A 25,517-nucleotide genomic window follows, 5' to 3' on the forward strand; every position below is an offset into this window, starting at 1 on the left:
CCGCGGCGGTGGATCGTCAACGTCATGACAGCTGGATGACGTTGACGATCCACCGCCGCGACCTCTGAACCGAGCAGTGCGGTCAGTAAACGCCCGCCCTGTCCTCCGCTATGACCCACGCCTCATCGGCTCCCTGGACGGATCTCTACCCAGATACGTGCCGGTGGCCTACGATGAGCGAGTCCGTGCTGCGGAAGACCGGTGAGAATCCGGCGCAGTCGCGCTACTGTGACACCTCCTCGAGGTGGAGCCAGACCCAACGCGCGGACATCCATCCGTTCGATGGGGACGCAGGTATCCCCGAGGAGGTTCCATGAGCCAGTCCGTCGTGCCCGCATCCGCGGCCACCCCCACACCCCTGTCATTGCGCCAGATCGCCCCGTGGGCGCTCTTCAGCCTTCTGCTCGCTGTCGTGGTGCTCTACTTCGTCGGCGCGGAGCAGGGCGCCTTCGCCCTCCTGTCCGGCGACTCCGTGCACGAATGGGTGCACGACGGCCGTCATCTGCTCGGCTTCCCCTGCCACTGAGGGGCCGACGATGACTGACGCACGCACCTTCCTGATCCATGGCCTCATCGCCGGGCTGCTGGCCGGCATCGCGGCCTTCGCCGTCGCCGCCACCCTCGGCGAGCCGCCCATCGACGCCGCCATCGCCGTCGAAGAGGCCCAATCCGAGCAGTCCCACGACCACGCCGGGGACGAAGCGGCCGACGGCCACTCCCATGACGACGAGGAGGGTGGCATCACCCGGGGCCAGCAGGCCGGACCTGGCCTGGCCACCGCGACCATCGCCCTGAGCACCGTGATCGGCGGAGCCGTCGGCATCGGTGCCGCCGTCGCCGCGGGACGCATCGGTCGGATCGGCATCGTCGGCTCGACCACCCTCGTGGCCGCGGTCGGCTTCGTCTCCTTCGCGCTGGTGCCCTGGATCGCCTACCCGCCGAACCCCCCGGCCACCGGCAGCGGCGACACGATCGGCGAGCGCACCGCCATGTACTTCTCCTTCGTGATCGTCTCGGTCGTGGCCGCGTACGGGGCTGTGGCGCTGGCGCGGACACTCGCCCGTCGCGGCTCGCTGTGGGTGGCAGTGGTGCTTCCCGCCGTGGGATACATCGCGGTGGTCGCGCTGGCCTTCGCGGTGCTCGGGCCGATCGACGAGGTGCCCGATGAGTTCCCCGCCAACACGCTGTTCTCCTTCCGCATGGGGGCACTGGCGACACAGGCCACGCTCTGGGCCGTCCTGACGATCGCGCTCACCGGCCTGATCCAGCGCACCACGAGTCGCAAGGCGGTGGCGGCATGACCGTCGCTCCTCCGTCCCCGGCGGCGCGTGCGGCTGCCCGCGAGCATGTCGACGCCCTCGCCGTGCCGCGGGGCGCGCTCGGCCAGCTGGCGGAGCTCGGTGTGTGGCTGGCGAGCGTGCAGGACCGCGTGCCGCCAGCGCCTCCGAAGCATGTCCACGCGGTGGTCTTCGCCGGCGACCACGGTGTCGCGGAGCATGCCGTGTCGGCGTATCCCCGCGAGATCACGCCGATGATGGTGCGCGCCTTCGTCGCCGGCACGGCCGGGGTGGCGGTGCTCGCACGTCAGCACGACGTGCGATTGCGGGTCCTCGACATCGCGGTCGATGCCGATCTCTCCGATCTCGGCGTGGACTCCTATAAGGTGCGCCGGAGCAGCCGGCCACTGCATCTGGAGGATGCGCTCAGCGCCGACGAGCTGGAACAGAGCCTCGCGGCGGGACGGACGGTCGCGGCGGAGGAGATCGCCGCCGGCGCGGAACTGCTCATCAGCGGCGACATGGGCATCGGGAACACCACCCCGGCCGCCGCGCTGATCGCGGCGGCGCTCGGCTTGCCCGCCGAGGAGGTGGCCGGGCGCGGCACCGGTGTGGACGATGAGGGCTTGGCGCACAAGACCGAGGTGATCGACACCGCGTTGCGCCGCGTCGGCCATGTCGACGATCCGCACGCGCTGCTCGCCGCACTCGGGTCGGCCGATATCGCGGCGTCCGCCGGCTTCATGGCAGCTGCGGCGGAGTCGGGTGTGCCGGTGGTCGTGGACGGACTCATCGCCGTCGCCGCCGGCCTGCTCGCCGATCGTCTCAGCCCCGGCGCGAGCGCGTGGTTCGTCGCCGGCCACCGGTCGACCGAGCCCGCGCAGTCGCTCGCGCTGGACAAGCTCGGTCTCGTGCCCGTCCTCGACCTCGGGCTGCGGCTCGGCGAGGGCAGTGGCGCGGTGGCCGCGGTGCCGCTGCTGCGCTCGGCGGCCCTGCTCATGAACGAGGTCGCCCGCCTCGATGAGCTGTGACCCTCCCCGCCCCGACGCAGGATGTGACTCCACGGTCGTCCCCACGACCCTAGCGTCACATCGTCGGTCCGGGCACGACGGAGGATGTGACTCGGCGGTCGCCATGGCAACCGCGGAGTCACATCCTGCGTCCCCGGCGAGTCAGAGGGTCAGGGTGCGGCCGGAGATCACGAGGGTGACGTCATCGCAGATCGTGGCGAAGCGCTGGTTGGTCCAGCCGAGCGCATCGCGGAAGACCCGACCGGATCGATGCTCGGGCACCACCCCCAGGCCGACCTCGTTGGTCACCAGCACGAGGTCGCCGAGATGACGCTCCGCCGCCGCGACCGCCGCGTCCAGCGCCTCTCCGAAGGGCTGCTGCCAGTCGCGACGCTCCCACAGCTCGAGATCGTCGAATCTCGCCGTCAGCCAGGTGCCCAGGCAGTCGACGAGCGCGGCGCCGGACACCCCGGCGAGAGCGCGCGGCAGGTCGGTGTCCTCGATTGTGGTCCAGCTCGCGGGCCGGCGGCTCCGATGCTCGGCGATGCGGTCGGCCCAGTCGCCATCGTCGTAACGCGGTCCGGGAGCGATGTAGGCGACCTCGGGCGCATCGGCGAGCAGCGATTCGGCGTGCGCCGACTTGCCCGAGCGCACGCCACCGGTCACGAGGGTCCTCATGGATCGTCAGCGTACTGGCGGTGGCTGCGATGATCGCGCGGGCGGCCGGCCTGCTCACCGGCTACGCGCTCGACCGGGTGCTCGGCGATCCACGTCGCTGGCACCCGGTGGCGGGCTTCGGGCGCACGGCAGCCGCTCTCGAACGCCGCCTCTACGCCGACTCCGTGCCCCGGGGCACGGTCCATGTCGCCGTGCTCGTGGGCGGCGCGGCCCTCGTCGGCGCGCTGGGCGAACGCGGCAACCGATTCCTCAGCACGACGATCGCGACGTGGGCCGTGCTCGGCGGTCGATCGCTCGATCACGAGGCATCGGTCATCGCGAGGCTCCTCGCCGACGACGACCTCCCCGGTGCCCGGCAGCGCCTCACGCACCTCGTCGGGCGCGACCCGTCGACTCTCGACGAGGGGGAGGTGGCGCGCGCCGTGGTCGAGTCGGTCGCCGAGAACACCTCCGATGCTGTCGTCGCACCGTTGTTCTGGGGTGCCGTGGCCGGAGTCCCCGGGCTCCTCGGCTACCGTGCCGCCAACACCCTCGACGCCATGGTGGGGCACCGCAACCCCCGGTACGAGCGCTTCGGCAAGCCCGCGGCGCGGCTGGACGACGCCGCCAACCTGCTTCCCGCGCGGCTCGCGGCAGCGCTCGCGGTGGCCGCCGGACCCGATCGGCGCGGGGCGCGTCGTGCCTGGCGAGACGACGCCGCGGGCCATCCGAGTCCCAACGCGGGGCCGGTCGAGTCGGCCTTCGCCGGTGCGCTGGGGGTTCGGCTCGGCGGCACCAATGTGTATGGAGAACGGGTCGAGCGCCGCCCGGTCATGGGCGACGGACGCCCGGTCACGCCGGCCGACATCGGTCCGGCTCGCCGGCTCGCCGCTCACGTCGGTCTCGGCGCGGCGCTCACCGCCGCCGCGGTCGCCCTGCTGCCACGCTGGCACCGGCGATCCTCGCCCGTGGGCGGTGCCTAGGCGTCCGTTCGCCATCGGCAGTCGGACGCTGACTCACCGCCCTGTCGGTAGGAACGGACGCCTACTCACCGCTCGGCGGGTCAGTCATCGTCATCGTCGTCGTCGAGTTGGTCCATGACGACGCCGAGGATCACCCCGAAGGCCGGCCCCACGGCGATCCAGAAGGCATCGCCGGTGATGGCGAAGATCGTCGTACCGATTCCGGCACCGATGGCGATCCCCACTCCGAGCATGCCGCGACGATAACAGTCCTCAGCATGGGTCGAAGGCGGAGACGAGACGCTGACCAGCGGGCCCTGGGAGTCGCCCTGCGCCTCGGAATTCGACGAGGCTCGCTCAGACGAGATCGTCGATGACGACGGTCCGCCGGAGGTCGTTGCTGCGAACCACGGCATCGAGCACACCTTGCACGCGCAGCCCGTCCGCGAAGGACGGAGACGGGTCGCGCTCCTCGGCGATCGCCTGCACGAACTCAGCCGCCTGGATGGTGAAGGTCGTGTCCCAGCCGAGCACGTGCCCCGGAGGCCACCAGGCGAAGAGATAGGGATGATCGGCCTCCGTGACGAGCGTGCGCCGCGGCCCCTTCCCCTCGTCGACCCACAGCTCGTTGAGGCGTTCGAGATCGAAGGACAGCGCGCCCCGGGATCCGTAGATCTCCAGCGACTGTCCGTTCTTGCGACCGAATGCCATCCGGCTGACCTCGATACTCGCCTCGGCGCCATCGCTCAATCCGAGCCACGCCCACGCGACATCGTCGACCGTCACCTCCTCGGGACCGTCCTCGCCGAGTCTCGATGCGACGAAGGTCCGCAATTGGCCGGTCACGCGCTGCACCTCTTGACCCAGGAGGAATCGCAGGAGATCGACGAGGTGGGAGCCGAGATCGCCCAGAACCCCTGACCCGGCCTGCTCCTGGCGCAGACGCCAGGTCATCGGGGCCCGCTCGTCGGCGAGCCAGTCCTGCAGATAGGCCGCGCGAACCTCCCGCACCTCTCCGATGGCCCCCTCGGCGATGAGTTCGCGAGCGAGCGCGAGCGCCGGGACCCGACGGTAGTTGAAGGCGACCATGGAGCGCACGCCGTCACGCTGCGCCGTGGCAGCGGCGGCGGCGAGGCCGCGTGCCTCATCGAGGGTGTTGGCGAGGGGCTTCTCCAGCAGCACATGCTTGCCGGCGGCGAGGGCGGCGAGGGCGATCTCCTCGTGGAGATGGCCGGGCGTGCAGATATCGACGATGTCCACGTCATCGCGTTCGAGGACCGCACGCCAGTCGGTGGCCGACTCCTGCCAGCCGTACTGGCGAGCTGCGGCATCCACCCGCTCGCGATCGCGCCCGACGATCACCCGCTGGGAGACCGCCGGCCCTCCCGGGTAGAAGGCGCTGATATTGCGCCAGCCATTCGAGTGGGCTTTGCCCATGAAGGAGTAGCCGATGACGGCGATGCCGAGTTCAGGTGATGCGGAGTCCATCGAGTCCCCCGATGCGTGAGAGGTGGTGTCGCGCGAGCTCCAATCCGACGTGGAGGTACGCCAGCAACCCTATCGGCGACTCGTGAGGTTGCTCGGCTACCGCCAGTCCTGGGGTGAGGTTGACCAGGTACCGCCGCCTGCGGGGTGTGGTCGATGGTGCACCGTCACTGGGTGATCGAGCTGCCGGGCAGTCGCCGCGCCGCTAGCGTGGGAGCATGACCTCCCCCCAGGCACTGCGTGAGTCCCTCGACGGCAAATGGCGCCATGTGCGTGAGCAGAGCCGCACCGAGCTCGCCGCGATGGACCTCGCCTACGACCACTCGCTCTCCCTGCACGAGGCTCGCGAACGGGTGCTCGGTCAGCTGAAGCAGCTCGTCGACACCGGCACCCCCGCCGCCGGCTTCCGTACCGAGAACGGGGGCACCGGGGACCCCGGCGGAGCAGTCACCGGCATCGAGATGCTCGCGCAGTTCGATCTCTCGCTCATGGTGAAGGCCGGAGTGCAGTGGGGCCTGTTCGGTGGAGCGATCGAGAACCTCGGCACCGAGCGCCACCACGCGATGATCCCGGGCATCATCGACCTCTCCCTGCTCGGCTGCTTCGCCATGACCGAGACCGGCCACGGCAGCGACGTGCAGAGTCTCGAGACCACAGCCACCTACGACCCGTCGACCGACGAGTTCGTGGTCCACTCTCCCACGCCGGGGTCTCGCAAGGACTACATCGGCGGGGCTGCCGAGCACGCGCGGGTCGCGGCGGTCTTCGCCCGCCTCATCACCCTCGGTGAGGATCATGGCGTGCACTGCTTCGTGGTGCCGATCCGCGACCAGAACGGCGACGACCTGACCGGCGTCACCACCTCGGACTGCGGCCACAAGGGCGGTCTCGGCGGGGTCGACAACGGCCGGATCATGTTCGACCAGGTCCGCATCCCGCGAGAGAACCTGCTCGACCGCTACGCCCAGGTCGACGACCAAGGCACGTACTCCTCGCTCATCGAGAGCCAGGGAGCGCGGTTCTTCACGATGATCGGCACGCTCGTGCGCGGCCGGGTCAGCGTCGGCGGCTCGGCGAGCGCGGCGACCGAGGTCGCGCTCAGCATCGCCGGTCGCTACGCGCTGCTGCGCCGGCAGTTCTCCGGGCCGTCCGGCGAGGTCGTCCTGATGGACTACCGCGTGCACCAGCGTCGGCTGCTTCCGCTGATCGCCCGGTCGTACGCCTTCCGCTTCGCGCAGAACCAGCTGGTCGCGCGCATGCACCGTATCCAGACCGAGAGCGATCCCGATCCGATCGCCCAGCGCGAGCTGGAGAGTCGCGCCGCCGGTCTCAAGGCGATGCAGACCGAGCACGCCACGCGCGCGATCCAGGAAGCTCGGGAGGCCTGCGGCGGAGCGGGCTACCTCGCGGAGAACCGGCTCACGACGCTCAAGGCTGACACCGACGTCTTCACGACCTTCGAGGGCGACAACCACGTGCTGCTGCAGCTGGTGGCCAAGGAGATGCTCACCTCCTATGCCAAGGAGGTCGACGGCCTCGATCCCCTCGGCATGGTGCGCTTCGCCGCCGCTTCGATGGCCGACATCGTCAAGGAGCGCACCGCGGCGGGCAATCTCATCCAACGGCTCATCGACGCCCGTCCGGGAGCTGACGAGGAGCACGACCTGCTCGACCGGGGCACCCAGCTCAGCCTGTTCGAGGATCGTGAGCAGCACGTCATCGAGACCGCCGCGCGCCGGCTCCAGAATGCTGACAACGCCGACCCGGCCGAGGCCTTCGAGATGTTCAACAACGCCCAGGACCATGTCCTGAAGATCGGCCGCGTGCACATCGAACGCGTGGTGCTGGAGGCCTTCACCGCCGGCATCGCCCGCTGCGAGGACGAGGAGATCGCCGACCTGCTCCGCGACATGTGCTCGCTCTACGCGCTGAGCGTCATCGAGGACGACAAGGCCTGGTTCATGGAGCACAACCGGCTCAGCGACGATCGCGCCAAGGCCGTGACGGCGGAGATCAACAATCTGCTCACCAAACTGCGTCCGCACACCGAGCTGCTGATCGAGGGCTTCGGCGTCCCCGAGGACACCCTCGACGCCGCCATGCTCGGCTGATCGCCCGAGGGCGGTGACCTACGCACCCCTCAGCCTCGGGAGGGGTGACCTACGCACCTCTCAGCGCGAGTGAGAGGTGCGTAGGTCACCGCTCCGGATCGCGGGGATCAGGCCGCGTGGGTGGCGCAGGCGAGGCCGAGGTCGGCACAGGTGTCGCAGCGGGCGAACTGCGCGACACAGGCGATATCCGAGCAGTCGCGGGCGGTATTGGTCGGCCGATCGCAGCGATCGCAGCGGCCGACCAGGGCCGTGTGATCGGAGAAGTCGGTGGCACCCCGCCCGTCGAAGACGTACATCGAGCCCTCCCACAGACCGTCGTCGCCGAAGGTCTCGCCATAGCGGGCGATGCCGCCGTCGAGCTGATAGACCTCGCGAAAGCCGCGCTTCCTCATCAAGGGCGTCAGCACCTCACAGCGGATGCCTCCGGTGCAGTAGGTGACGACGGGCTTGTCTTTGAGGTGGTCGTAGGCTCCCGAGTCCAGCAGCCCGAGGAACTCGCGTGTGGTGTCGACCGGCGGGCGCACGGCATCGCGGAACCGGCCGATCTCGGACTCGATCCGGTTGCGACCGTCGAAGAACACGACCTCCTCGCGTTCCACGAGCTCGTGTAGCTGCTCGGGCGTGAGCTTGGTACCGCCGTCGACCACTCCCTCACCGTCGACCTCGACCTCACCGGGGGCACCGAAGGCGACGAGCTCGTCGCGGACCTTGACGCTGAGCTTGGGGAACAGGGCCGTGGTGCCGTCGGGCAGCGCCTCCCCCGCGCTCCACTTGATATCGGCATCCTTGAACGGTGCGTAGGAGCGCAGGCCGCGCACGTACTTCTTGAGCTCCACGACGTCTCCGCCGAGCGTCCCGTTGATGCCGTGCGGCGACACGATGACCCGCCCACGCAGACCGAGCGACTCCGCGAGCGTGTGCTGCCACAGGCGGATCGCCTCGGGATCGGCGAGCGGCGCGAACGCGTAGTACAGGATCACCTTCGGGGTAGCCACCGCACGATTGTAGGGCGCACCCCCTCGGCGGAGTCTCGCGCGGATCCGAGCATGCGCACATGGAGCGATGTCCGAGGAGCAGGCGGCGTCCGTCGCACCCGAGCGCATCCCCTGAAGCGTCCTCGTCGCCGTGGTCCTGGCGTGGTTCGGACTCTGGTACCTGACTCCCGGTCTACTCAGCGACGGCGCAGGCCGTCTCGTCACCGATGACGCGGCCCTCTCGACGCTGTTCGAGATAGTGCTCGCGCTCATGCTCGCCATCGGCCTGGTACTGAGCCACCGCGGCTATAGCCGCGAGCTCTTCGCTCGCTCGCGGACGTGTTGGTTCTACGCCCTCCCGATCGCGACGGTGATCGCCCTGCCGTTCCACTATGGACTGGAGCTTCCGGTCACGCTGTACCTGTTCTGGATGACCGTCTCGGTGCTCTGGCAGGACTATCTCACCTTCGGTCTGCTGCAGAAATACCTCGCGGAGAGGCTCACGACCTCGAGGGCGCTGATCGTCAGCGCGGTGATCTTCTGGGCAGGACACGCGATCTTCCTGCCCGACGCCTTCGCCCCGGCACAAGGTCTCCCGAGCCTGGCGATCCTCGCGCTCGGTCTGGTGTTGGCCTCGCTCCGCATCTGGCTCACGACCCTGCACGTCATCCTGGCCCTGCACCTCACGTTCTACTTCGTCTTCGCCTGAGGTGGCCGCGGCAGGGCCGGCTACTGCCTACCCTGGGAGCATGACGGAGCTGCACGACCTGGACGCCCACGAGCAAGCGGCGCTGCTGCGCGACCGGGAGATCACGAGCGCAGAACTCGTGCGACATCACCTCGACCGCATCGACGCGCACAACGACGAGCTCGGCGCGTTCATCACCGTGACCGCGGACCAGGCGATCGAGGCCGCGGGCCGCGCCGACACGCTTCTGACGGCCGGCGACGCCCCGCCCTTCTGCGGAGTTCCGACAGCGATCAAGGACCTCACCGCCACCGCCGGCATCCGCACGACGCTAGGGTCCCGGCTCCTCGCCGAGCAGATCCCCGAGACCGATGCCCACGTCGTCACCCGCGCGCGCGACGCCGGGTTCATCAGTCTCGGCAAGACCAACACCCCCGAGTTCGGGTTGTCGTCCTTCACCGACAACGATCTGATCGGTCCTGCCCTCACGCCCTGGGACACCACCCGGAACGCCGGCGGTTCGAGCGGGGGCGCGGCCGCGGCGGTCAGCGCCCGGATGGTGCCGCTGGCCCTCGGCAGCGACGGCGGCGGCTCGATCCGCATTCCCGCCAGCAGTTGCGGCATCTTCGGCTTCAAGCCGAGCCGTGGCGTGGTCGGTGTGGGGCCCGACGGGGTGCAGTGGAACGGACTGGCCATCGACGGCGCCCTCAGCCGCACGGTCCGCGACGCCGCGGCGCTCCTCGACATCATCGCCGGGCCGATGCCAGGCGACTCGCGCGTCGCCCCCCCACCCACCGTGTCCTATCGCGAACAAGCCCGGCACGAGCCGGGGCGTCTGCGCATCGCGCGGTGGAGCTCGCCGTACCTGGACTTCGCCGCGTCGTCTCCCGAGGTGATCGCCGCATGGGAGCGGGCCGGCGCGCTGCTCTCGGCGGCGGGGCACGAGATCGTCGATATCGACAACCCCTGGACGCCGGAACTCGAGCCGCAGTTCAACATCGTGTGGTCGGCCGGCATGGCCGCTGCTCCGATCCCCGCGGAGGCCGAGCCGCTCCTACGTCCGACGACCCGTTATTGGCGGGAGCGCGGGGGCCGGGCGAGTGCCCCCGAGTTGGCGGCCGCGCTCGGCTTCCTGGAGCTCACCACCCGGGCCACGCTGGCATCGTTGGAGCAGTTCGATCTCTTCCTCACCCCGACACTCGCGCTGCCGCCGCAACCGACCGAGTGGTTCACCGGGCCCGAGGACCCGATGGACATCCATCATCGCGAGCTGCTCTACACGCCGTTCACCGCGCTGATGAACATGAGCGGGCAGCCCGCGGCGAGCCTTCCGGTCCATGTCTCGGACGAAGGACTGCCGATCGGTGCGATGCTCGCGGCGCACCCCGGCCGCGACGGCCTTCTGCTCGCGGTCTGCGCTCAGCTCCAGCACGCCTTCCGCACCGACCCGGGACGGTAGACCATCAACCTCATCCCCGCGTGAGCGGTAGACCATCAACCTCATCGGGTGGGCATAACGTTCATGGCGCACCGCCAGGTGAAGCCGGGGCCGCGAAGGGTTGATGGCGTACCGCCACCGCGGCGAGGGATCAGTCGCGGGCGGTCATGATGATGGGATCGCCATCGGTGATGGCGATGGTGTGCTCCGAATGCGCGCCACGCGAGCCATCGGCACTGCGGATCGTCCAGCCGTCCGGATCCATGACGATCTCATCGGTGCTCGTCAGCAGCCAGGGCTCGATCGCGATGACGAGGCCGGGCTTGAGCGGGAAGCCACGCCCGGGCCGAGCGTCATTGGGCACGTGGGGGTCACCGTGCATCGTGCGTCCGACGCCGTGCCCACCGAACTGCGTGTTGACGGTGTACCCGGCCTCCCGGGCGATCTCACCGATGGCGTGCCCGATATCACCGATCTTCTTGCCCGGACGCGCGATCTCGATCGCGGCGGCGAGCGCTCGCTGCGTGGTGTCGATGAGCCGCAGATCCTCATCGCGGGGCGTGCCGACGACGACGCTGACGGCCGAGTCGCTCACCCAGCCGTCGACGCTCACGGCGAAGTCGAGGCTGAGGAGGTCGCCGTCCTTGAGCTTGTACGGGTGGGGCAGCCCGTGCAGGACGGCATCGTTCACCGAGGTGCAGAGCACCTTGCCGAAGGGGCCCCGGCCGAAGGACGGGGCGTAGTCGATGTAGCAGGACTCCGCGCCGCGATCCTTGATCATCTGATGCGCGAGGTCGTTCAGGTCGAGCAGGTCGACCCCGACATCCGCGGCCTCGGTGAGCGCGGTCAGCACCTCGCCGACGAAGCGCCCGGCGGGCCGCATCTCGTCCAGCTGGGCAGGGGTCAACAACTCGATCGCCATGACCCCACCCTCGAACCCCCCCCGAACCCGTTGAGTGTGACGTTCGGACGGCAGTTTCGATGATTCTGCCGTCCGAACGTCACACTCAACGGGTATCCGCCCCGGGTTGGAGGTCAGGACTCGAGGGAGGTGCGGTAACGCTGCATGCCCGAGAGCCAGCGATCCGGATCCGAGGCCTTCTGCGCGTACATCTTCGCCACATCGGTATGCGGCAACGCGAGGAAGCGCTTGGCGTCGATGGCATCGAGCAGCACCTGCGCGACGTCATCGGCCTCCATCACCTCGCCCGCCGTCGCGACGGCCTTGTGCCCCAGGCGGGCATCGCCGTCGTCGTGGGTCTGTCCACCCTCGACCATCGGCGTACGCACCCCCATCGGGCACAGGCAGCACACCTGAACGCCCCGATCGCCGTACGTGGCAGCGAGCCATTCGGCGAAGCCGACCGCCGCGTGCTTGCTCACCGAATAGGTCGGCGAGCCGAGCTGCGTCAGCAGGCCCGCCGCCGACGCGGTCACCGCGAAGATCCCACCGTCGCCATCGACCCATCGCGGCACGAGGGCTCGCGCGGCGCGCACATGCGCCATGGTGTTGACCTGCAGGGACGTCGCCCAGTCGTCCTCGGAGGACTCGAGACCGAAGCCGCGGAAGACACCCGCATTGGCGACGTACATGTCGACCCCGCCCATCTCGAGATCGGCGAGTGCCACGAGTGCCTCGATGCCGTCATCGGTGGCCACATCCGCGGCCAGGTGCGGCTGACCGAGGTCGGCGGCCGCCTCGGCGAGCCGCCGCTCGTCGCGGTCGGCGAGCACGACCCGGTCGCCGCGAGCCACGAGGGCTCGCGCGACGGCCAGCCCGATGCCTCCGGCAGCGCCCGTGACGATCGCCCGCCTGCTCATGCCGGCACCTGCCAGAAGAATGCACGATAGGGCGATGCCGACATGAGATGCTCCTTCGTTCGCTCGCTCCGCTCGCTCATCGGTACTTCTTCAGCTCGGCGCGGGCGAGGGAGTTCTTGTGTACCTCGTCGGGTCCGTCGGCGAAGCGCAGCGTGCGGATGCCGGCGAACATCTCCGCGAGCGGGAAGTCCTGGCTGAGACCACCGGCACCGTGCACCTGGATCGCCTTGTCGAGGATCCACTCGACGGTCTGCGGCGTGGCGATCTTGATCGCCTGGATCTCGGTGTGCGCGCCCTTGTTGCCCACGGTGTCCATGAGCCACGCGGTCTTGAGCGTCAGCAGACGCAGCTGCTCCAGCTTGACCCGCGACTCGGCGATCCAGTCGCGCACCACGCCCTGGTCTGCGATCGGCTTGCCGAAGGCGACCCGCTCGCTGGCACGCTCGCACATCATCTGCACGGCGCGTTCGGCCACGCCGATCGAACGCATGCAGTGATGGATGCGACCCGGTCCGAGGCGGGCCTGCGCGACGGCGAAGCCCTCGCCCTCGTTGCCGATGAGGTTGCTCGCCGGCACCCGGACATCGGTGAAGCGCAGCTCGGCGTGACCACCGTGGTCGCGGTCGTGGAAGCCCATGACGTGCATGCCGCGCACGACCTCGAGCCCGGGGGTGTCACGAGGCACGAGGATCATCGACTGCTGGCGGTGGCGCTCGGCGGTCGGGTCCGTCTTGCCCATGACGATGAAGACCTTGCAGTTCGGGTTCATCGCCCCGGTGATCCACCACTTGCGGCCGTTGATGACGTACTCGTCACCGTCGCGGACGATCGACAGCTCGATATTGGTGGCGTCCGAGGAGGCGACATCGGGCTCGGTCATCGCGAAGGCCGAGCGGATCTCACCCGCGAGCAGCGGCTCGAGCCACTGCTTCTTCTGCTCGTCGGTGCCGAACATGCTCAGCACCTCCATGTTGCCGGTGTCCGGCGCGGCGCAGTTGATCGCCGGGGGCGCGAGCTGGATGCTGCGTCCGGAGATCTCGGCGAGCGGGGCGTACTGCAGGTTGGTCAGGCCGCCCTGGTCGGGATGCCCGGCGAGGAAGAAGTTCCACAGACCGCGCTTCTTCGCCTCGGCCTTGAGATCCTCGATGACCGGCGGGATCTCCCAGCTGTCCTCGGCATAGTTGCGTTGGATCTGCTCGTGCGCGGTGGGCTCGGCCGGGTAGACGACCTCGTCCATGAACGCGTTCATGCGCTCCATGAGGTCGCGGGTGGTGGCGTCGAAGGCGAATTCCATGGTCTCAGTTCCCTTCCGCGGCCATGACGTAGACGACCTCGGCGATACAGGCCGGCTTGTCGACGCCCTCGATCTCGATGACGAAGGTGATGACGGCCTGGGTGCCGATCGCGATATCGGAGGTCTCCTTGAGCGTTCCGGTCGCCCGCACGCGCGAGTCGACCGGGACGGGGTGCGGGAAGCGCACCTTGTTGGTGCCGTAGTTGACGCCCATCGCCAGGCCCTTGACGTCGTAGATCTGGCTGGCGAGCGCGGGCAGCAGCGAGAGGGTGAGATAGCCGTGCGCGATCGGAGTGCCGAACGGGCCCTTCGCGGCACGCTCGGGGTCGACGTGGATCCACTGGTGATCGCCTGTTGCGTCGGCGAAGGTGTTGATCTGCTGCTGGCTCACGGTGAGCCAGTCGCTGGTGCCGAGCTCCTCGCCGGCAGCCGCCTTGAACTCGTCGAGACTCTCGAACACGCGGGGCATGGTGACTCCTTCGCCACAGATTAACTAAGCGCTTGCTTAGAACGAACGCTAGCCGATCCCCGGTGTCGCTGGCTACCCCGCGCTGCCCTACCGCCTCGTGGACGGCGGTCGGCACCGGCGCGGTGTCAGGGCCGGTGCCGGTGAGTAGGCGTCCTTTCCGGACGACGTTCGGGCGCTCACGCACCGACACGTCTGGAAAAGGGGCGCCTACTCACCGCCCACGGAGCGGAGGGGTGAGTCAGGGGGCGAAGGGGCCGACGGCGGTGACGGCGAGCACGGCCTCCCCGGCCTCGTCGCTGGCCGCGAGGTCGACCTCGGCCGAGAAGCCCCAGTCGTGATCGCCCTCGGGATCATCGAAGGTCTGACGCACGAGCCATCGCCCCGGCTCGGTCTGCACCCGGAAGTACACCGGTCCGCGGGCGCCGGGTCCGGTGCCGAGGTCGTCGTACTCGGCGAAGTAGTCCCCCATCGCGTCCTCCCAGCCCACGTCCGGGTCGAGGTCGGCGAGCGCATCCCAGCGGCGCAGCGCCGCGAGCTCCACCCGGCGGAAGGCCGCATTGCGGACGAGCACCCGGAAGGCGCGCTCGTTGCGGGTGACCGGCCTGGGCATCTCCACACCCTCGGCCTGCGATCGCACGGCCTCGGGATCCTCCCCGCCGGCCACCAGCGCCTCCCACTCGTCGAGCAGGCTGGAGTCGGTCTGTCGCACCAGCTCACCGAGCCAGGCCACGAGATCCGCGAGCTCCTCGTCGACGACACCGGGAGGCACCGTGCGCACGAGCGCGCGATAGGCATCCGACAGGTAACGCAGAACGACCCCCTCCGAACGCGCGAGACCGTAGTCGGCGATCAGCTCGGCGAAGGTCATGGCGCGCTCGGCCATCTCGCGCACGACCGACTTGGGACGCAGCTCGTGCTCTCCCACCCACGGATGCCCGCCGCGGTAGGTCTCATAGGCGGGGTCCAGCAGATCGCGCAGCGGCTGCGGGTGCTCGACCTCCTCCAGCAGCTCCATCCGCTCCTCGTACTCGACCCCGTCGGCCTTGAGCTCGGCCACCGCCTCACCGCGAGCACGAAATCGCTGCGCCGAGATGATCGGCCGCGGATCCTCGAGCGTCGCCTCGATGATCGAGACGACATCGAGCGCATAGGTGGGCGACGTGCGCTCCAGCAGCTCGAAGCAGGCGACGGCGAAGGGCGAGAGCGGCTGGTTGAGCGCGAAGTTGTCCGGCAGCTCGACGGTCAGCGCGAGCCCGCCCTCGACGCGTTCCACGACGCCCCCGGCGAGCAGCGCCTCGATGATGCCGGCGGCCTCCCGGCGCAGCTTCTCCTTGCCGTCCTCGGACTCGTCGCTCTCGGCGATCAGGCGCTCGACGGCCTCCTCGGTGTCGCCGGGCCGGGCCAGCAGATCCAGCACCATCGAGTGCGTCATGCGCATCCGGGAGACCAGCGGCTCGGGGGTGCCGTGCACGAGCCGCTCGAAGGTGCTGTCGTTCCAGGAGACGAAGCCCTCGGGGGCCTTCTTGCGCTGCACCTTGCGGCGCTTCTTGGGATCGTCGCCCGCCTTGGCGAGGGCCTTGAGGTTCTCGATCTCGTGCTCGGGGGCCTCGACGACGACATAGCCGACGGTGTCGTATCCCGCCCGGCCCGCGCGCCCCGCGATCTGCTGGAACTCGCGCACCTGCAAGGTGCGCTGGCGGACGCCGTCGAACTTGCTCAGCCCGCTGAACAGGACGGTGCGGATCGGCACGTTGATGCCCACGCCGAGGGTGTCGGTGCCGCAGACGACCTTGAGCAGACCGCGCTGCGCGAGTGTCTCCACGAGACGTCGATAGCGAGGCAGCATGCCCGCGTGGTGCACGCCGATGCCCATGCGCACGAGACGCGACAGGGTCTTGCCGAAGCCGGAGCGGAAGCGGAAGTCGCCGATCGCCTCGGCGATCTCGTCGCGTTCCTCGCGCGATGCGACCTTGACGCTCGTCAGCGCCTGGGCGCGTTCGAGTGCCGCCGCCTGGGTGAAGTGCACGACGTAGACGGGCGCCTGGCCCGAGGACACGAGCTCTTCGATGGTCTCCTGGATCGGCGTCGTCACGTACTCGCTGACCAACGGCACCGGGCGTTCGGCCGCCGAGACGACGGCGGTCGCGCGGCCGGTGCGGCGGGCGAGCTCGGCCTCCAACCGAGTCGTGTCGCCGAGCGTGGCCGACATGAGCAGGAACTGGGCGCGCGGCAGCTCCAGCAGCGGCACCTGCCACGCCCAGCCTCGGTCGGGGTCGGCGTAGTAGTGGAACTCGTCCATGATGACGACGCCGATATCGGCATCGGCGCCGTCGCGCAGCGCCATATTGGCGAGCACCTCGGCGGTGGCGCAGATGATCGGCGCATCGGCGTTGACCGCGGCGTCGCCGGTGACCATGCCGACATCGTCGGCGCCGAAGATCTCGCACAGATCGAAGAACTTCTCGCTGACGAGCGCCTTGATCGGCGCGGTGTAGACGGCGCACTCGTCGCGCGCGAGGGCCGCGGCCATCGCGGCGGTGGCGACGAGGCTCTTGCCCGATCCGGTCGGGGTGGTGAGGATGACATTCGAGCCGCTGACCAGTTCCAGGATCGCCTCGTCCTGCGCCGGATAGAGCGCGATGCCGCGACTCTCGACCCAGGTGCCGAAGGCCTCGTAGACGGCGTCCTCGTCGAAGGTGCGGGGCAGGACGTCGGACAGGCGCATGCACCCAGTCTTCCAGGCGTCGTTCAGCCCAGGTCACGCCGGCGCAGGGCCGCGGCGCCCGTGCCGAGCAGCACGGCGGCGATCGCGGCGAGGACGACGACCGGGGTCCACGCGAAAGGCTCGGCCGGCAGCAGCGGAATGTGCTGATAGGGCGAGACGTCCAGGAGCCAGCCGGGCAGCTGGAGGGTACGGCCGACGATCATCGCGAACACGCAGAAGCCGAGCGCGGCCCAGCCCAGCGGCGCCCAGCGGCGGCCGAGACCGTACAGGGTCCATGTCACACCGAGCAGCACCAGCACCGGCAGCGCGTAGATGCCGACCGCGCCGGTGAACCGCGGGATCTGAGATGCGTCGCCGGTCACCAGCAGGTAGCCCAGCCCCATACCGAACCCACCGATGAGGGCACCGGCCACCCCTGCTGCCATCGCGATGGCCAGATGCCCCAGCGCCCAGCGCCCACGCGGCAGCGCCGTCGAGAGCACGAGCTCGGCTCGGCCGGCGTCTTCCTCGGCTCTGGCGTGGAGGGCCGCGGCGATCGCCGGACCGGCCGCGCCGAGCCCGACCATGAGCGCGACGGTGCCGTAGAGCTGATCGGTGAAGGCACCCGACCCGCCGGCCACGAGCAGGTCGCGCGCGAGCCCCTCGTCACCCACGAGTCCCTCGACATCGTCGCCAATGGTTCCCATCGCGAGGCCGACGAGCGCGAGGGCACCGAGCCAGCCGAGGACACCGGGTCGCTGGAGCCGCCAGGCAAGCCCCCAGCCACCGGCGCCGAGCGACCGCGAGGCACTCGACGGCCCGGGTCTGGCAGCACGAAGACCCGAGCCGATGTCGCGGCGGCCGAGGAGAGCGAATGCGACGACCCCCAGCACAGCGGCCGACCCGACGAGGAGCACCGCGGGCCACCAGCGCTCGCCGGAGAACGCGCGCATCGCCTGGCCCCAGCCGAGCGGCGAGGCCCACGACAGTCCGTTGCCGGCGACATCGCCGATCGCCCGCAGCACATAGGAGCCGCCCAGCGCGATCCCGACCGCGCCGTAGACGGCTCGTGTCGACGAGGTGATCTGAGCGGCCACCAGGGTGAGCGCGCCGAAGAACAGCCCGGCACCGGCCGCGCCCACGCCGAGGGCGACCGACCCCTTCCACGGCAGCATCGTCGACAGTGTCGCCGCGACGACCGCACCTGCCGCCACGCAGGCGAGGACCGCGACGAGACCGGCGGCGAGCAGTGGCGTCCGCCGGCCGATCGCACTCGCCCTGATGAGCTCGTCCCGGCCGCTCTCCTCCTCCGCGCGCGTATGGCGACCGATGAGGAACATCGCCATGAGACCGGTCAGGATCATGCCGAAGGCGCCCGCCTGCCAGGCCGTCTGACCACCGATGGTGTCGAGGGCGCGCGCCGGTCCCGCCATCGCAATGAAGGCGGCGTTCCCCTGCATCGCGGCGGCGGCCTCGTCCAGCTCGCCCTGCGTGGGATAGCTCGCCTCCGTCCCCCAGGCCTGCGACCAGTAGAAGACGGCGATGCCCGCGACCCACCACAGCAGCATCCACCGGTCACGACGCAGATGCAGCCGCAGCAGCGCTCCCCCACCGGTCATCTCGCGACCTCGGGATCGTCGCCATAGTGCCGCAGGAACAGTTCTTCGAGGGTCGGCGGCGTGCTCGTGAGCGTGCGGATACCGCCGCGGCCGAGCACCTCGACGACCGCGCCGATGCGGTCGCTGTCGGCCTGCAGCCGCACCCGATGTCCTTCGATGTCGAGATCGTTGACGCCGGGCAGCCCTCGCAGGTCGTCGGGGACGCGATCGAGCTCGGCGTGAATCGAGGTCCGGGTCAGGTGGCGCAGCTCGGCGAGCGTGCCCGACTCGACCGTGCGCCCTCCCCGCACGATGCTGACCCGGTCGCACAGGCGCTCGACCTCGGCGAGGATGTGACTGCTCAACAGCACGGCTCCGCCGCCGGCACGGAACTCCTCGACGAGATCGCCGAAGTGCGCCTCCATGAGCGGGTCGAGACCGGAGGTCGGCTCGTCGAGCAGCAGGAGCTCCACCGGACTCGCGAAGGCCGCGACGAGGGCGACCTTCTGCCGATTTCCCTTGGAATAGGTGCGCGCCTTCTTGGCCGGGTCGAGCTCGAGCCTCTCGATGGCCTCAGCGCGGCGGCCCGCGTCGAGGCCGCCGCGCAGCCGGCCGAGCTGATCGATGATCTCCCCGCCCGTGAGATTGGGCCACAGCGAGACATCGCCGGGCACGTAGGCGAGTCGACGGTGCAGGCGTGCCGCGTCCTTCCAGGGGTCACCGTCCAACAGGCGCACCGTCCCGGTGTCCGCACGCAACAGTCCGAGAAGGACACGCAGCGTGGTGGACTTGCCGGCTCCGTTGGGGCCGAGGAAACCGTGCACCTCACCCCTCGCCACATGCAGATCGAGGCCGTCGAGCGCGCGGACGGAGCCGAAGGTCTTGACGAGACCGTCGATCTGCACCGCTGGGGAGGTATCGGTCATGGTGGGAGCTCCTGTCACTCAGCGGGAGACCGGTCGGGGACCGTGAGCAGGTAGTCGTCGAGCAACCGGCTCGTCGTGAACACCCCTTGGGTGTAGAGCTCGAGCATGGGCAGGTAACTGGTGCTCATGAACTCGCGCACGAGCGCGGAGAGGTCGGCGGGGTCGGCCGGTGGGCGCAGCTGGATCTCCAGGAGCAGCGCGCCCATCGCCGACAGGGTCAGGTAGCGAGCCCGCGCCGGCTCGTCGCGGCTCGGGTGCAGCAGGCCGGCCCGGACACCGTCGGCGCAGTAGGCGACGGCATCGGCGACCAGGTGCTCGATGAACGTGGCCGCGACGGGCCCACCGTCCTGCAGCGAACGCACGATATAGCCGAGCAACGGCCCCTGCTCGTCAGCCGCGGCGAACCGATGCAGCAGGCTCTTTCCCGCGGTCACCTCACGAATCGACTGCTGCTTGGTCTCCCGGATAATCGCCAATACCTGGCTGTCGCAGGCCTCGCGCAGCGCCTGCTTGGAGCCGAAGTGATGGATGACCAGTCCAGCGCTCACGCCCGCCTCGGTCGCGATGGACCGCACCGAGGCGCCGAACCCGTCGCGAGCGAAGCACAGGATCGCGGCATCGCGCAGACGGGCGCGACTCGTCTTGTCGGCATCCTCCACGGGCCCTGTTGAACGCATGATCAATAGCCTAAACACACGTTCAGTCGATGGCAAGGGAGTCCGGCGGGCCTGGATGCCAGACTCCCCTGCCGATCGGAATCGTCAGCGTCTGCGGTGCTTGTGATGCGAATCCGGCGGCGCCTCGTGGTCCTCGAGCTCGTCATCGGATCCGGACTCGATGCCCTCTACGACGAGCGCGAACTCGCCGTCATGACGCTCCTCGCCGGCGATGACCGCGGACTCCATCACCTCCTGCGCGGTACGGCGACGACGGATGAGCGTGTCCCGTTGCAGGTCCTTCACGAGGGAGAAGCACAACAGCACCATCACCAGCACGAACGGCACCGAGGCGACGATCGTGATGTTCTGCAAGCCGGTCAGGGCATCGTCGCCGCCGATCACCAGCATGATCGCCGCGACCGCCCCGGTGAGCGCGCCCCAGAAGATGACCGTCCGCCGGCTCGGCTCGATGTCGCCACGCTCGCTCAGCGTGCCCATGACGAGCGAGGCGGCGTCGGCGCCGGAGACGAAGAAGATGGCCACCAGGACCATGACGAGCACCGCCATGACCGAGGCCAGCGGGTAGTGGTGCAGCAGGTCGAAGAGCGCCTCGTCGGAGTTCACGATGCCGTTGCCCGGCACCATGTCGCCGTCGACGCGCTGCCGGTCGATCGCCGCCCCGCCGAAGATCGCGAACCACACGAGGCTGACGAGCGATGGCACCAGCAGCACACCGGTGACGAACTGGCGGATCGTGCGGCCCCGGCTGATCCGGGCGATGAACATGCCGACGAACGGCGTCCAGGAGATCCACCAGGCCCAATAGAAGATGGTCCACGCCGACAGCCACTCCTGCATGGCCTCATCGCCGCTCGCGTCGGTCCGGGCGGCCATGTCGACGAACTGCGAGAGGTAGTCGCCGAGGGAGGTCGGCAGCAGGTTCAGGATGAAGAGCGTCGGGCCGACCACGAAGATGAAGACCGCCAGGATGACGGCGAGGACCATGTTGGTGTTCGCCAGCCACTGGATACCGCGCGCGACGCCCGACACCGCGGAGATGATGAAGCAGATCGTCAGGACGACGATGATGAGCACGAGGGTGACCTTGCCGACCGAGTCGACCCAGCCGTTGAAGCGCAGGCCGGCCCCGATCTGCAGGGCGCCGAGTCCGAGCGACGCCGCCGAGCCGAAGAGGGTCGCGAAGATCGCGAGGATGTCGATGACGCGCCCCGCCGGCCCCGCGGCCGCCCGCTTGCCGAACAGCGGAATGAACGCCGCGCTCACGAGCTGTCGACGTTTACGACGGAAGGTGCCGTAGGCGATGGCCAGCCCGACGACCGCGTAGATCGCCCAGGGATGGAGCGCCCAGTGGAACATGGTGGTGGCCATCGCGACCTGCAGGGCTTCGGCCGACTCGGCCTCCGCGGTGCCCGGGGGCGGATCGGCGTAGTGCGAGAGCGGTTCGGCGACAGCGAAGAACATCAGTCCGATACCCATGCCGGCGCTGAACATCATCGCGATCCACGAGATGGTGCGGAACTCCGGCTCCTCGTCATCGTCACCGAGCGGGATCTTGCCGAACTTGCCGGCCGCGAGCCAGAGCACGAAGACGACGAAGAAGCTCGCCGCCAGCACGAAGAACCATCCGCCGTGGGAGATGACCCAGGCCTCGGCGCTGCCTGATGCCGATGCCAGGCCGGGCGTACTGACGAGGCCCCAGATCACGAAACCCAGCGCGAAGGCGCCGGTGACCGTGAAGACCACGGGATCGATGCGTTGCCGCCACGTACGCGGCTTTTCAGTTTTCACGAAGACAAGGTAGACCCCTTCGGCGTCCTCCGCCCGCCGACTTCACCGCTGTACCGGGGAACCGATGGTGATGCGTCGTGGCTGCTCACGCCGCTGCAATGCATCGTCATCGGGGCGAACCCGCTCGAAACGCGATGCATTCGGGTCGCCATGGCAACCCCTACGCATCATCATCCGTCCGCTCCTGCCGCGCATCGCCGTCACTAGACTGCCCCGCATGAGCGCCTGGGATGAGATCGTCGAGCGGGTGGAGCGGCACATCGCGGGCGAACCGACCCCGCACGAGCACTGGGTCGGCCTCTGCGAGGCAGGTATCGCCGAGCGATCGATCGACCCGGAGCTGCGTCCGGCCGACACCGCCCGGTGGATCGCGGGCCTGCTCGCTGCGTATCAATCGATCCGTGTCGCCAGTGATGCCCCGCGCGACACCGATATCGCCGACCTGCTCATGATCCTCACGCGCTGGCTGCACCCAGCGAGACCCCGCGGTATCGCGACACGCTAGTATTCGATTGACTATAATGTGTAACACACACTATAGTGTGGGACATGGGCACCGATGAGACCGCTGTCGCGGGACACCTCCAGGAGCTGCGGCGCGGGACCGTCGTCCTCGCGTCACTCGCCGCGCTCCGCACGCCCGGTTACGGCTACGCACTGCTCGAGAGCCTCAACACCGCCGGGATCCACGTGGACGCCAATACCCTCTACCCGCTGCTGCGCCGCCTCGAGAAGCAGGGGCTGCTGACCAGCGAATGGAACACCGACGAGCCACGACCGCGGAAGTTCTACCGCACGAGCGCCGACGGCGAGAAGCTCGCCGCGACCCTGACGGCCGAATGGCACCGGCTCGACGCGAGCCTGCGCGATCTCACCGAGGAGAGCTGACATGACCGAACTGACCGACCGTTACGTCTTCGCCGCGACCCGATTCGTGGCAGACCAGGACGAGCGCGAGGAGCTCGATCGCGAGTTGCGCGAACGTATCGCCGACACCGTCGACGATCATCGCTCCGCGGGCCTGGGTCCCGACGAGGCCGAGGTCCGCGCCCTCACCGAGCTGGGCGATCCGCTGCGACTCTCCGCCGCCTATCGCGAACGCCCGATGTACCTGATCGGTCCGCGCTACTACTTCGCGTGGCAGCGGGTCATGGTGATCGCGCTGGCGACGGCACCGTGGGTCGTCGGCGTCATCGACCTCATCGTCGCGCTCAGCGAAGGCGAGCCCATCGGGACCGTCATCGCCGGCACGATCATCACCATCGTGATCGTCGCCCTGCACGTCGCCTTCTGGACCACCCTCGGTTTCGCCATAGCGGAGCGGGCGACGTCGCCCGACGACAGCCCCCACCTCTGGACCCCGGATCGCCTGCCACAGCTCCCCGAGAGCACCGGCCGCGGCAAGCTCGGCGATCTGATCGCGAGCCTCGTCTTCCTGGTGATCGTCGCGGGGCTGCTGGTCTGGCAGCAGTTCGGCTCGCTGGTGGTCGTCGATGGCGAGCGGATTCCGGTACTGGAACCCGCGCTGTGGCGCTCGTGGATCCCGGTGATGTTCCTGCTGCTCGCCCTCGAAGCGGTTCATGCGGTCTGGGTCTACCGCACCGGATGGACCTGGCCCGCCGCGATCGTGAATCTTCCGATCTCCCTCGTCTGGGGTGCGTTGCTCGGCTGGCTCTTCGTCTCCGATCGGCTACTCAATCCCGACTTCCTCGACCGCGTCGGCCTGACCCCGGATATCGTCGACCACTCGAAGCCCTATGTGCTGGCCGTCCTGGCGATCATCATCGCCTGGGAGATCGGGGACGGGCTCTACAAGGCGTATCGACAGAGGCCGGGCGCACCGGATCAGCGGCGGACCGACCGCAGCTGAGCCAGATACACCAGCGCGGCGACCGTGCCGGCGAGGTTGAGGAGCCCGAGCGGCGACCCGGAGAAGAACACGAACTGGGCCACGACGGCGAGGGCGAGGATGATCAGCCAGGCGTTCTTCTGCAGGCTCCCGGCGATCTCGAAGTCGACCTGGGGACGCCGCAGGCAGTCGATCAGCGCGAAGACCTTCACCGCGAACAGCACGACGGCCAGGGCGAGCTGGACATAGCCGAAGGCATCGAGCATGCGGCCCAGCGTACCGACCGGACCGAGAACGACGACGCCGGCACGATCCCCTGGAGGATCGTGCCGGCGTCGTCGTGACGGCTCAGGAGAGCTGCGAGTCCTGGGCCTCCGCCGGGGACGACGGGGTCGCCGGAGTCGACGCGGACGAGGGCGTGCTCGCCGAGGTCTTCTTGGCCGGAGCCGGGGTCGCCTTGCGCGGGGTGGTGTTCTGCCCGGCGGTCGTGGTCGACGAGGTCGACGAGGCCGCCTTCTTGGCGGTCGTCTTCTTCGCCGGAGCCTTCTTGGCGGTCGCCTTCTTGGCCGCCGGGGCGCTCTTCTTGGCCGGAGCGGACGTCTTCTTGGCGGCCGAGCCGGTGTTCGACGTCTTCGCCGGAGCCTTCTTGGCGGTCTTCTTCGCCGCCGTCGACGCGCTCGTGGACGAGGCCTTCTTCGCGGCGGTCTTCTTGGTCGCCGACGTCGTGGACGAGGCCTTCTTGGCCGTCGACTTCTTCGCCGGGGCCTTCTTGGCGGTCGACTTCTTCGGGGCGGTCGCCGCACGGGTCGCCGCGCTCGCGGACGTGGCGGCGGCAGGAGCCTCCTCCTTGACCTCCTCGACGACCTCGGCAGCCTTGCCGGTCAAGGCATCGGCCTTCTCCTGCAGCTCCTCGATGAGATCCTCGGCGCGGTCCTTGAGATCCTCGACGAGGTCCTCCGCACGGTCGCGGAAGTCGTCGACCGCTCCGCGCAGGTCCTCGACCGTCACATCGTCGACCTTGCCGCGCACGGCGGTCACCAGATCGTCGGCGCGCTCGCTCAGGTCGTCGACAGCGGCCTTGAGGTCGTCGACGGTCAGCCCCTTGGCCTTCGTGGCGAGGTCATCGCTCTTCTTGACCAGGTCCGCGTAGACGGCCGTGGCCGAGCCGACCGCGGCCTGAGCGAGACCCTCGGCCTTCTTCTGCAGGTCGGCGACGTCGAATCCCTTGAGGGTGGTGGGCAGGTTCTTGATGTCCTCGACGAGGGACTTCAACTGGGCGTTCAGGGCGTCAGCGATACTCATACGTCCTCCTTGGCGTGGGTGAGCTTCTCGGTCAGTTCGTCGCTCGTCGTGTCGGCGACCCCGACGAACGAACGGTAGATGTCCAGCAGGGCGGACCTCTGCCGCTCGGTCAGACGAGGGTCGAGGGCGATCGCGTCCTCGACCCTCCGCGGCCCGATGTCCTCGGTATCGAGGATCCCGGCCCGTACGTAGAGCGACTCGGCCGAGATGCGCAGCGCCTTCGCGATCTGCTGCAGCACATCCGCCGATGGCTTGCGCAGGCCCCGCTCGATCTGGCTGAGATACGGGTTCGAGACGTCCGCCAGCTCGGCGAGCTGACGCAAGGACATCTGGGCCTGCTGGCGCTGGGCACGCACGTAGTCGCCGAGAGAGTTCACGGCATCGGACATGCTCAGCTTCGCCATGTCTCCATGGTGCTAACAAAAGTTAGCGTTTGCAAGCTGGCAGCTAAGTGACCTCGGCCACGCCTCCCGGATGTGGCCGG

General features: G+C 69.2%; 26 protein-coding genes. 10 read left to right on the forward strand and 16 right to left on the reverse strand.

The genetic code is table 11. The annotated features are described in order from the left end of the window. The first annotated feature begins 313 nt into the window (after positions 1–313). From FNM00_RS11105 to cobT, 3 genes are read left to right on the forward strand one after another with little or no spacing between them, the layout of a single operon-like run. The gene (locus FNM00_RS11105) at positions 314–526 is read left to right on the forward strand and encodes a CbtB domain-containing protein (protein WP_143913612.1); all 213 of its coding nucleotides are present in this window, start codon (positions 314–316) and stop codon (positions 524–526) included. 10 nt (positions 527–536) lie between these two features. After that, the gene (locus FNM00_RS11110; protein WP_143913613.1) at positions 537–1,301 is read left to right on the forward strand and encodes a CbtA family protein; all 765 of its coding nucleotides are present in this window, start codon (positions 537–539) and stop codon (positions 1,299–1,301) included. After that, positions 1,298–2,308, forward strand: a complete 1,011-nt coding sequence (cobT, locus tag FNM00_RS11115) for a nicotinate-nucleotide--dimethylbenzimidazole phosphoribosyltransferase (RefSeq protein WP_143913614.1) — start codon at positions 1,298–1,300, stop codon at positions 2,306–2,308. Before FNM00_RS11110 ends, cobT begins: the two co-directional genes overlap by 4 nt. Before the next feature lie 141 nt (positions 2,309–2,449). Here cobT and FNM00_RS11120 read toward each other — a convergent pair whose 3' ends face one another. Beyond that, on the reverse strand, positions 2,450–2,965 hold the full coding sequence (locus FNM00_RS11120; protein ID WP_143913615.1) for a bifunctional adenosylcobinamide kinase/adenosylcobinamide-phosphate guanylyltransferase: 516 nt from the start codon (positions 2,963–2,965) through the stop codon (positions 2,450–2,452). A gap of 29 nt (positions 2,966–2,994) precedes the next feature. Between FNM00_RS11120 and FNM00_RS11125 the strand changes: the two genes are divergently transcribed. After that, a complete protein-coding gene (locus tag FNM00_RS11125) occupies positions 2,995–3,927 on the forward strand; it encodes a cobalamin biosynthesis protein (protein ID WP_143913727.1) in 933 nt (310 codons plus the stop codon). An 80-nt stretch (positions 3,928–4,007) separates the two neighbouring features. On the opposite strand, the gene FNM00_RS18835 is transcribed toward FNM00_RS11125, so the two are convergent. Both FNM00_RS18835 and FNM00_RS11130 read right to left on the reverse strand, forming a co-directional pair. Beyond that, entirely contained in the window at positions 4,008–4,160 is a 153-nt protein-coding gene (locus tag FNM00_RS18835; RefSeq protein ID WP_185973099.1) for a hypothetical protein, read from the reverse strand. Between the two features lie 103 nt (positions 4,161–4,263). After that, positions 4,264–5,394, reverse strand: a complete 1,131-nt coding sequence (locus FNM00_RS11130; RefSeq protein ID WP_143913616.1) for a Gfo/Idh/MocA family protein — start codon at positions 5,392–5,394, stop codon at positions 4,264–4,266. A 215-nt stretch (positions 5,395–5,609) separates the two neighbouring features. Between FNM00_RS11130 and FNM00_RS11135 the strand changes: the two genes are divergently transcribed. After that, entirely contained in the window at positions 5,610–7,502 is a 1,893-nt protein-coding gene (locus FNM00_RS11135; protein ID WP_143913617.1) for an acyl-CoA dehydrogenase family protein, read from the forward strand. Between the two features lie 107 nt (positions 7,503–7,609). On the opposite strand, the gene trhO is transcribed toward FNM00_RS11135, so the two are convergent. Further along, positions 7,610–8,497: an oxygen-dependent tRNA uridine(34) hydroxylase TrhO gene (gene trhO / locus FNM00_RS11140; RefSeq protein WP_143913618.1), complete on the reverse strand. Its 888-nt coding sequence runs from the start codon at positions 8,495–8,497 to the stop codon at positions 7,610–7,612. 130 nt (positions 8,498–8,627) lie between these two features. Here trhO and FNM00_RS11145 point away from each other — a divergent pair, with 130 nt between their 5' ends. Next, positions 8,628–9,185, forward strand: coding sequence for a hypothetical protein (locus tag FNM00_RS11145; protein WP_143913619.1), 558 nt, complete (start codon positions 8,628–8,630; stop codon positions 9,183–9,185). A gap of 40 nt (positions 9,186–9,225) precedes the next feature. Further along, positions 9,226–10,623, forward strand: coding sequence for an amidase (locus tag FNM00_RS11150; RefSeq protein WP_143913620.1), 1,398 nt, complete (start codon positions 9,226–9,228; stop codon positions 10,621–10,623). A 130-nt stretch (positions 10,624–10,753) separates the two neighbouring features. Here the strand turns inward: FNM00_RS11150 and map are convergent, their stop codons facing one another. The 9 genes from map to FNM00_RS11195 form a co-directional block, all read right to left on the reverse strand. After that, positions 10,754–11,524 carry a type I methionyl aminopeptidase gene (map, locus tag FNM00_RS11155; protein ID WP_143913621.1) on the reverse strand — a complete coding sequence of 257 codons (771 nt, stop codon included), beginning with the start codon at positions 11,522–11,524 and terminating at the stop codon, positions 10,754–10,756. Positions 11,525–11,637: 113 nt separating this feature from the next. After that, positions 11,638–12,423, reverse strand: a complete 786-nt coding sequence (locus FNM00_RS11160) for an SDR family oxidoreductase (protein WP_143913622.1) — start codon at positions 12,421–12,423, stop codon at positions 11,638–11,640. A gap of 76 nt (positions 12,424–12,499) precedes the next feature. Next, complete coding sequence (locus FNM00_RS11165; RefSeq protein ID WP_143913623.1) at positions 12,500–13,717, reverse strand: acyl-CoA dehydrogenase family protein; 1,218 nt, start codon at positions 13,715–13,717, stop codon at positions 12,500–12,502. 4 nt (positions 13,718–13,721) lie between these two features. After that, positions 13,722–14,186 carry a MaoC family dehydratase gene (locus tag FNM00_RS11170; RefSeq protein ID WP_143913624.1) on the reverse strand — a complete coding sequence of 155 codons (465 nt, stop codon included), beginning with the start codon at positions 14,184–14,186 and terminating at the stop codon, positions 13,722–13,724. A 238-nt stretch (positions 14,187–14,424) separates the two neighbouring features. Continuing rightward, positions 14,425–16,911, reverse strand: a complete 2,487-nt coding sequence (locus FNM00_RS11175; RefSeq protein WP_143913625.1) for a DEAD/DEAH box helicase — start codon at positions 16,909–16,911, stop codon at positions 14,425–14,427. A gap of 23 nt (positions 16,912–16,934) precedes the next feature. Next, a complete protein-coding gene (locus tag FNM00_RS11180) occupies positions 16,935–18,509 on the reverse strand; it encodes an ABC transporter permease (protein ID WP_143913626.1) in 1,575 nt (524 codons plus the stop codon). Beyond that, complete coding sequence (locus FNM00_RS11185; RefSeq protein ID WP_143913627.1) at positions 18,506–19,414, reverse strand: ABC transporter ATP-binding protein; 909 nt, start codon at positions 19,412–19,414, stop codon at positions 18,506–18,508. The genes FNM00_RS11180 and FNM00_RS11185 overlap by 4 nt, the downstream gene beginning before the upstream one ends. Before the next feature lie 14 nt (positions 19,415–19,428). Next, a complete protein-coding gene (locus FNM00_RS11190) occupies positions 19,429–20,091 on the reverse strand; it encodes a TetR/AcrR family transcriptional regulator (RefSeq protein WP_143913628.1) in 663 nt (220 codons plus the stop codon). Positions 20,092–20,175: 84 nt separating this feature from the next. Further along, on the reverse strand, positions 20,176–21,882 hold the full coding sequence (locus tag FNM00_RS11195) for a BCCT family transporter (protein ID WP_221933694.1): 1,707 nt from the start codon (positions 21,880–21,882) through the stop codon (positions 20,176–20,178). A 217-nt stretch (positions 21,883–22,099) separates the two neighbouring features. Between FNM00_RS11195 and FNM00_RS11200 the strand changes: the two genes are divergently transcribed. From FNM00_RS11200 to FNM00_RS11210, 3 genes are read left to right on the forward strand one after another with little or no spacing between them, the layout of a single operon-like run. Next, positions 22,100–22,387, forward strand: a complete 288-nt coding sequence (locus tag FNM00_RS11200) for a hypothetical protein (protein WP_143913629.1) — start codon at positions 22,100–22,102, stop codon at positions 22,385–22,387. Between the two features lie 44 nt (positions 22,388–22,431). Beyond that, positions 22,432–22,770, forward strand: coding sequence for a PadR family transcriptional regulator (locus FNM00_RS11205; RefSeq protein ID WP_143913630.1), 339 nt, complete (start codon positions 22,432–22,434; stop codon positions 22,768–22,770). A 1-nt stretch (position 22,771) separates the two neighbouring features. Further along, positions 22,772–23,752 (forward strand): permease prefix domain 1-containing protein, encoded by a 981-nt coding sequence (locus tag FNM00_RS11210; protein WP_143913631.1) that lies wholly within the window; start codon positions 22,772–22,774, stop codon positions 23,750–23,752. On the opposite strand, the gene FNM00_RS11215 is transcribed toward FNM00_RS11210, so the two are convergent. The 3 genes from FNM00_RS11215 to FNM00_RS11225 form a co-directional block, all read right to left on the reverse strand. Continuing rightward, complete coding sequence (locus FNM00_RS11215; protein WP_143913632.1) at positions 23,728–23,997, reverse strand: DUF2516 family protein; 270 nt, start codon at positions 23,995–23,997, stop codon at positions 23,728–23,730. The genes FNM00_RS11210 and FNM00_RS11215 overlap by 25 nt on opposite strands. Before the next feature lie 82 nt (positions 23,998–24,079). Next, entirely contained in the window at positions 24,080–25,033 is a 954-nt protein-coding gene (locus FNM00_RS18840; protein WP_185973100.1) for a hypothetical protein, read from the reverse strand. After that, positions 25,030–25,437 carry a helix-turn-helix domain-containing protein gene (locus FNM00_RS11225; RefSeq protein ID WP_143913634.1) on the reverse strand — a complete coding sequence of 136 codons (408 nt, stop codon included), beginning with the start codon at positions 25,435–25,437 and terminating at the stop codon, positions 25,030–25,032. The genes FNM00_RS18840 and FNM00_RS11225 overlap by 4 nt, the downstream gene beginning before the upstream one ends. Between the last annotated feature and the right edge of the window lie 80 nt (positions 25,438–25,517).

The organism is Aeromicrobium piscarium, assembly GCF_007421815.1.
In the GTDB taxonomy this organism is placed as follows: Bacteria; Actinomycetota; Actinomycetes; order Propionibacteriales; family Nocardioidaceae; genus Aeromicrobium; species Aeromicrobium piscarium.

Bases quoted from the DNA above. Each gene is read 5' to 3' on its own strand.
- FNM00_RS11105 (WP_143913612.1), top strand. From the start codon at position 314: ATGAGCCAGTCCGTCGTGCCCGCATCCGCGGCCACCCCCACACCCCTG.
- FNM00_RS11190 (WP_143913628.1), bottom strand. From the start codon at position 20,091: ATGCGTTCAACAGGGCCCGTGGAGGATGCCGACAAGACGAGTCGCGCC.
- FNM00_RS11205 (WP_143913630.1), top strand. From the start codon at position 22,432: ATGGGCACCGATGAGACCGCTGTCGCGGGACACCTCCAGGAGCTGCGG.
- FNM00_RS18840 (WP_185973100.1), bottom strand. From the start codon at position 25,033: ATGAGTATCGCTGACGCCCTGAACGCCCAGTTGAAGTCCCTCGTCGAG.
- FNM00_RS11160 (WP_143913622.1), bottom strand. From the start codon at position 12,423: ATGAGCAGGCGGGCGATCGTCACGGGCGCTGCCGGAGGCATCGGGCTG.
- FNM00_RS11180 (WP_143913626.1), bottom strand. From the start codon at position 18,509: ATGACCGGTGGGGGAGCGCTGCTGCGGCTGCATCTGCGTCGTGACCGG.
- FNM00_RS11225 (WP_143913634.1), bottom strand. From the start codon at position 25,437: ATGGCGAAGCTGAGCATGTCCGATGCCGTGAACTCTCTCGGCGACTAC.
- FNM00_RS11120 (WP_143913615.1), bottom strand. From the start codon at position 2,965: ATGAGGACCCTCGTGACCGGTGGCGTGCGCTCGGGCAAGTCGGCGCAC.
- FNM00_RS11215 (WP_143913632.1), bottom strand. From the start codon at position 23,997: ATGCTCGATGCCTTCGGCTATGTCCAGCTCGCCCTGGCCGTCGTGCTG.
- map (WP_143913621.1), bottom strand. From the start codon at position 11,524: ATGGCGATCGAGTTGTTGACCCCTGCCCAGCTGGACGAGATGCGGCCC.
- FNM00_RS11200 (WP_143913629.1), top strand. From the start codon at position 22,100: ATGAGCGCCTGGGATGAGATCGTCGAGCGGGTGGAGCGGCACATCGCG.
- FNM00_RS11210 (WP_143913631.1), top strand. From the start codon at position 22,772: ATGACCGAACTGACCGACCGTTACGTCTTCGCCGCGACCCGATTCGTG.
- FNM00_RS11165 (WP_143913623.1), bottom strand. From the start codon at position 13,717: ATGGAATTCGCCTTCGACGCCACCACCCGCGACCTCATGGAGCGCATG.
- FNM00_RS11135 (WP_143913617.1), top strand. From the start codon at position 5,610: ATGACCTCCCCCCAGGCACTGCGTGAGTCCCTCGACGGCAAATGGCGC.
- FNM00_RS11175 (WP_143913625.1), bottom strand. From the start codon at position 16,911: ATGCGCCTGTCCGACGTCCTGCCCCGCACCTTCGACGAGGACGCCGTC.
- FNM00_RS11170 (WP_143913624.1), bottom strand. From the start codon at position 14,186: ATGCCCCGCGTGTTCGAGAGTCTCGACGAGTTCAAGGCGGCTGCCGGC.
- cobT (WP_143913614.1), top strand. From the start codon at position 1,298: ATGACCGTCGCTCCTCCGTCCCCGGCGGCGCGTGCGGCTGCCCGCGAG.
- FNM00_RS11150 (WP_143913620.1), top strand. From the start codon at position 9,226: ATGACGGAGCTGCACGACCTGGACGCCCACGAGCAAGCGGCGCTGCTG.
- FNM00_RS11125 (WP_143913727.1), top strand. From the start codon at position 2,995: ATGATCGCGCGGGCGGCCGGCCTGCTCACCGGCTACGCGCTCGACCGG.
- FNM00_RS18835 (WP_185973099.1), bottom strand. From the start codon at position 4,160: ATGCTCGGAGTGGGGATCGCCATCGGTGCCGGAATCGGTACGACGATC.
- FNM00_RS11185 (WP_143913627.1), bottom strand. From the start codon at position 19,414: ATGACCGATACCTCCCCAGCGGTGCAGATCGACGGTCTCGTCAAGACC.
- FNM00_RS11110 (WP_143913613.1), top strand. From the start codon at position 537: ATGACTGACGCACGCACCTTCCTGATCCATGGCCTCATCGCCGGGCTG.
- FNM00_RS11130 (WP_143913616.1), bottom strand. From the start codon at position 5,394: ATGGACTCCGCATCACCTGAACTCGGCATCGCCGTCATCGGCTACTCC.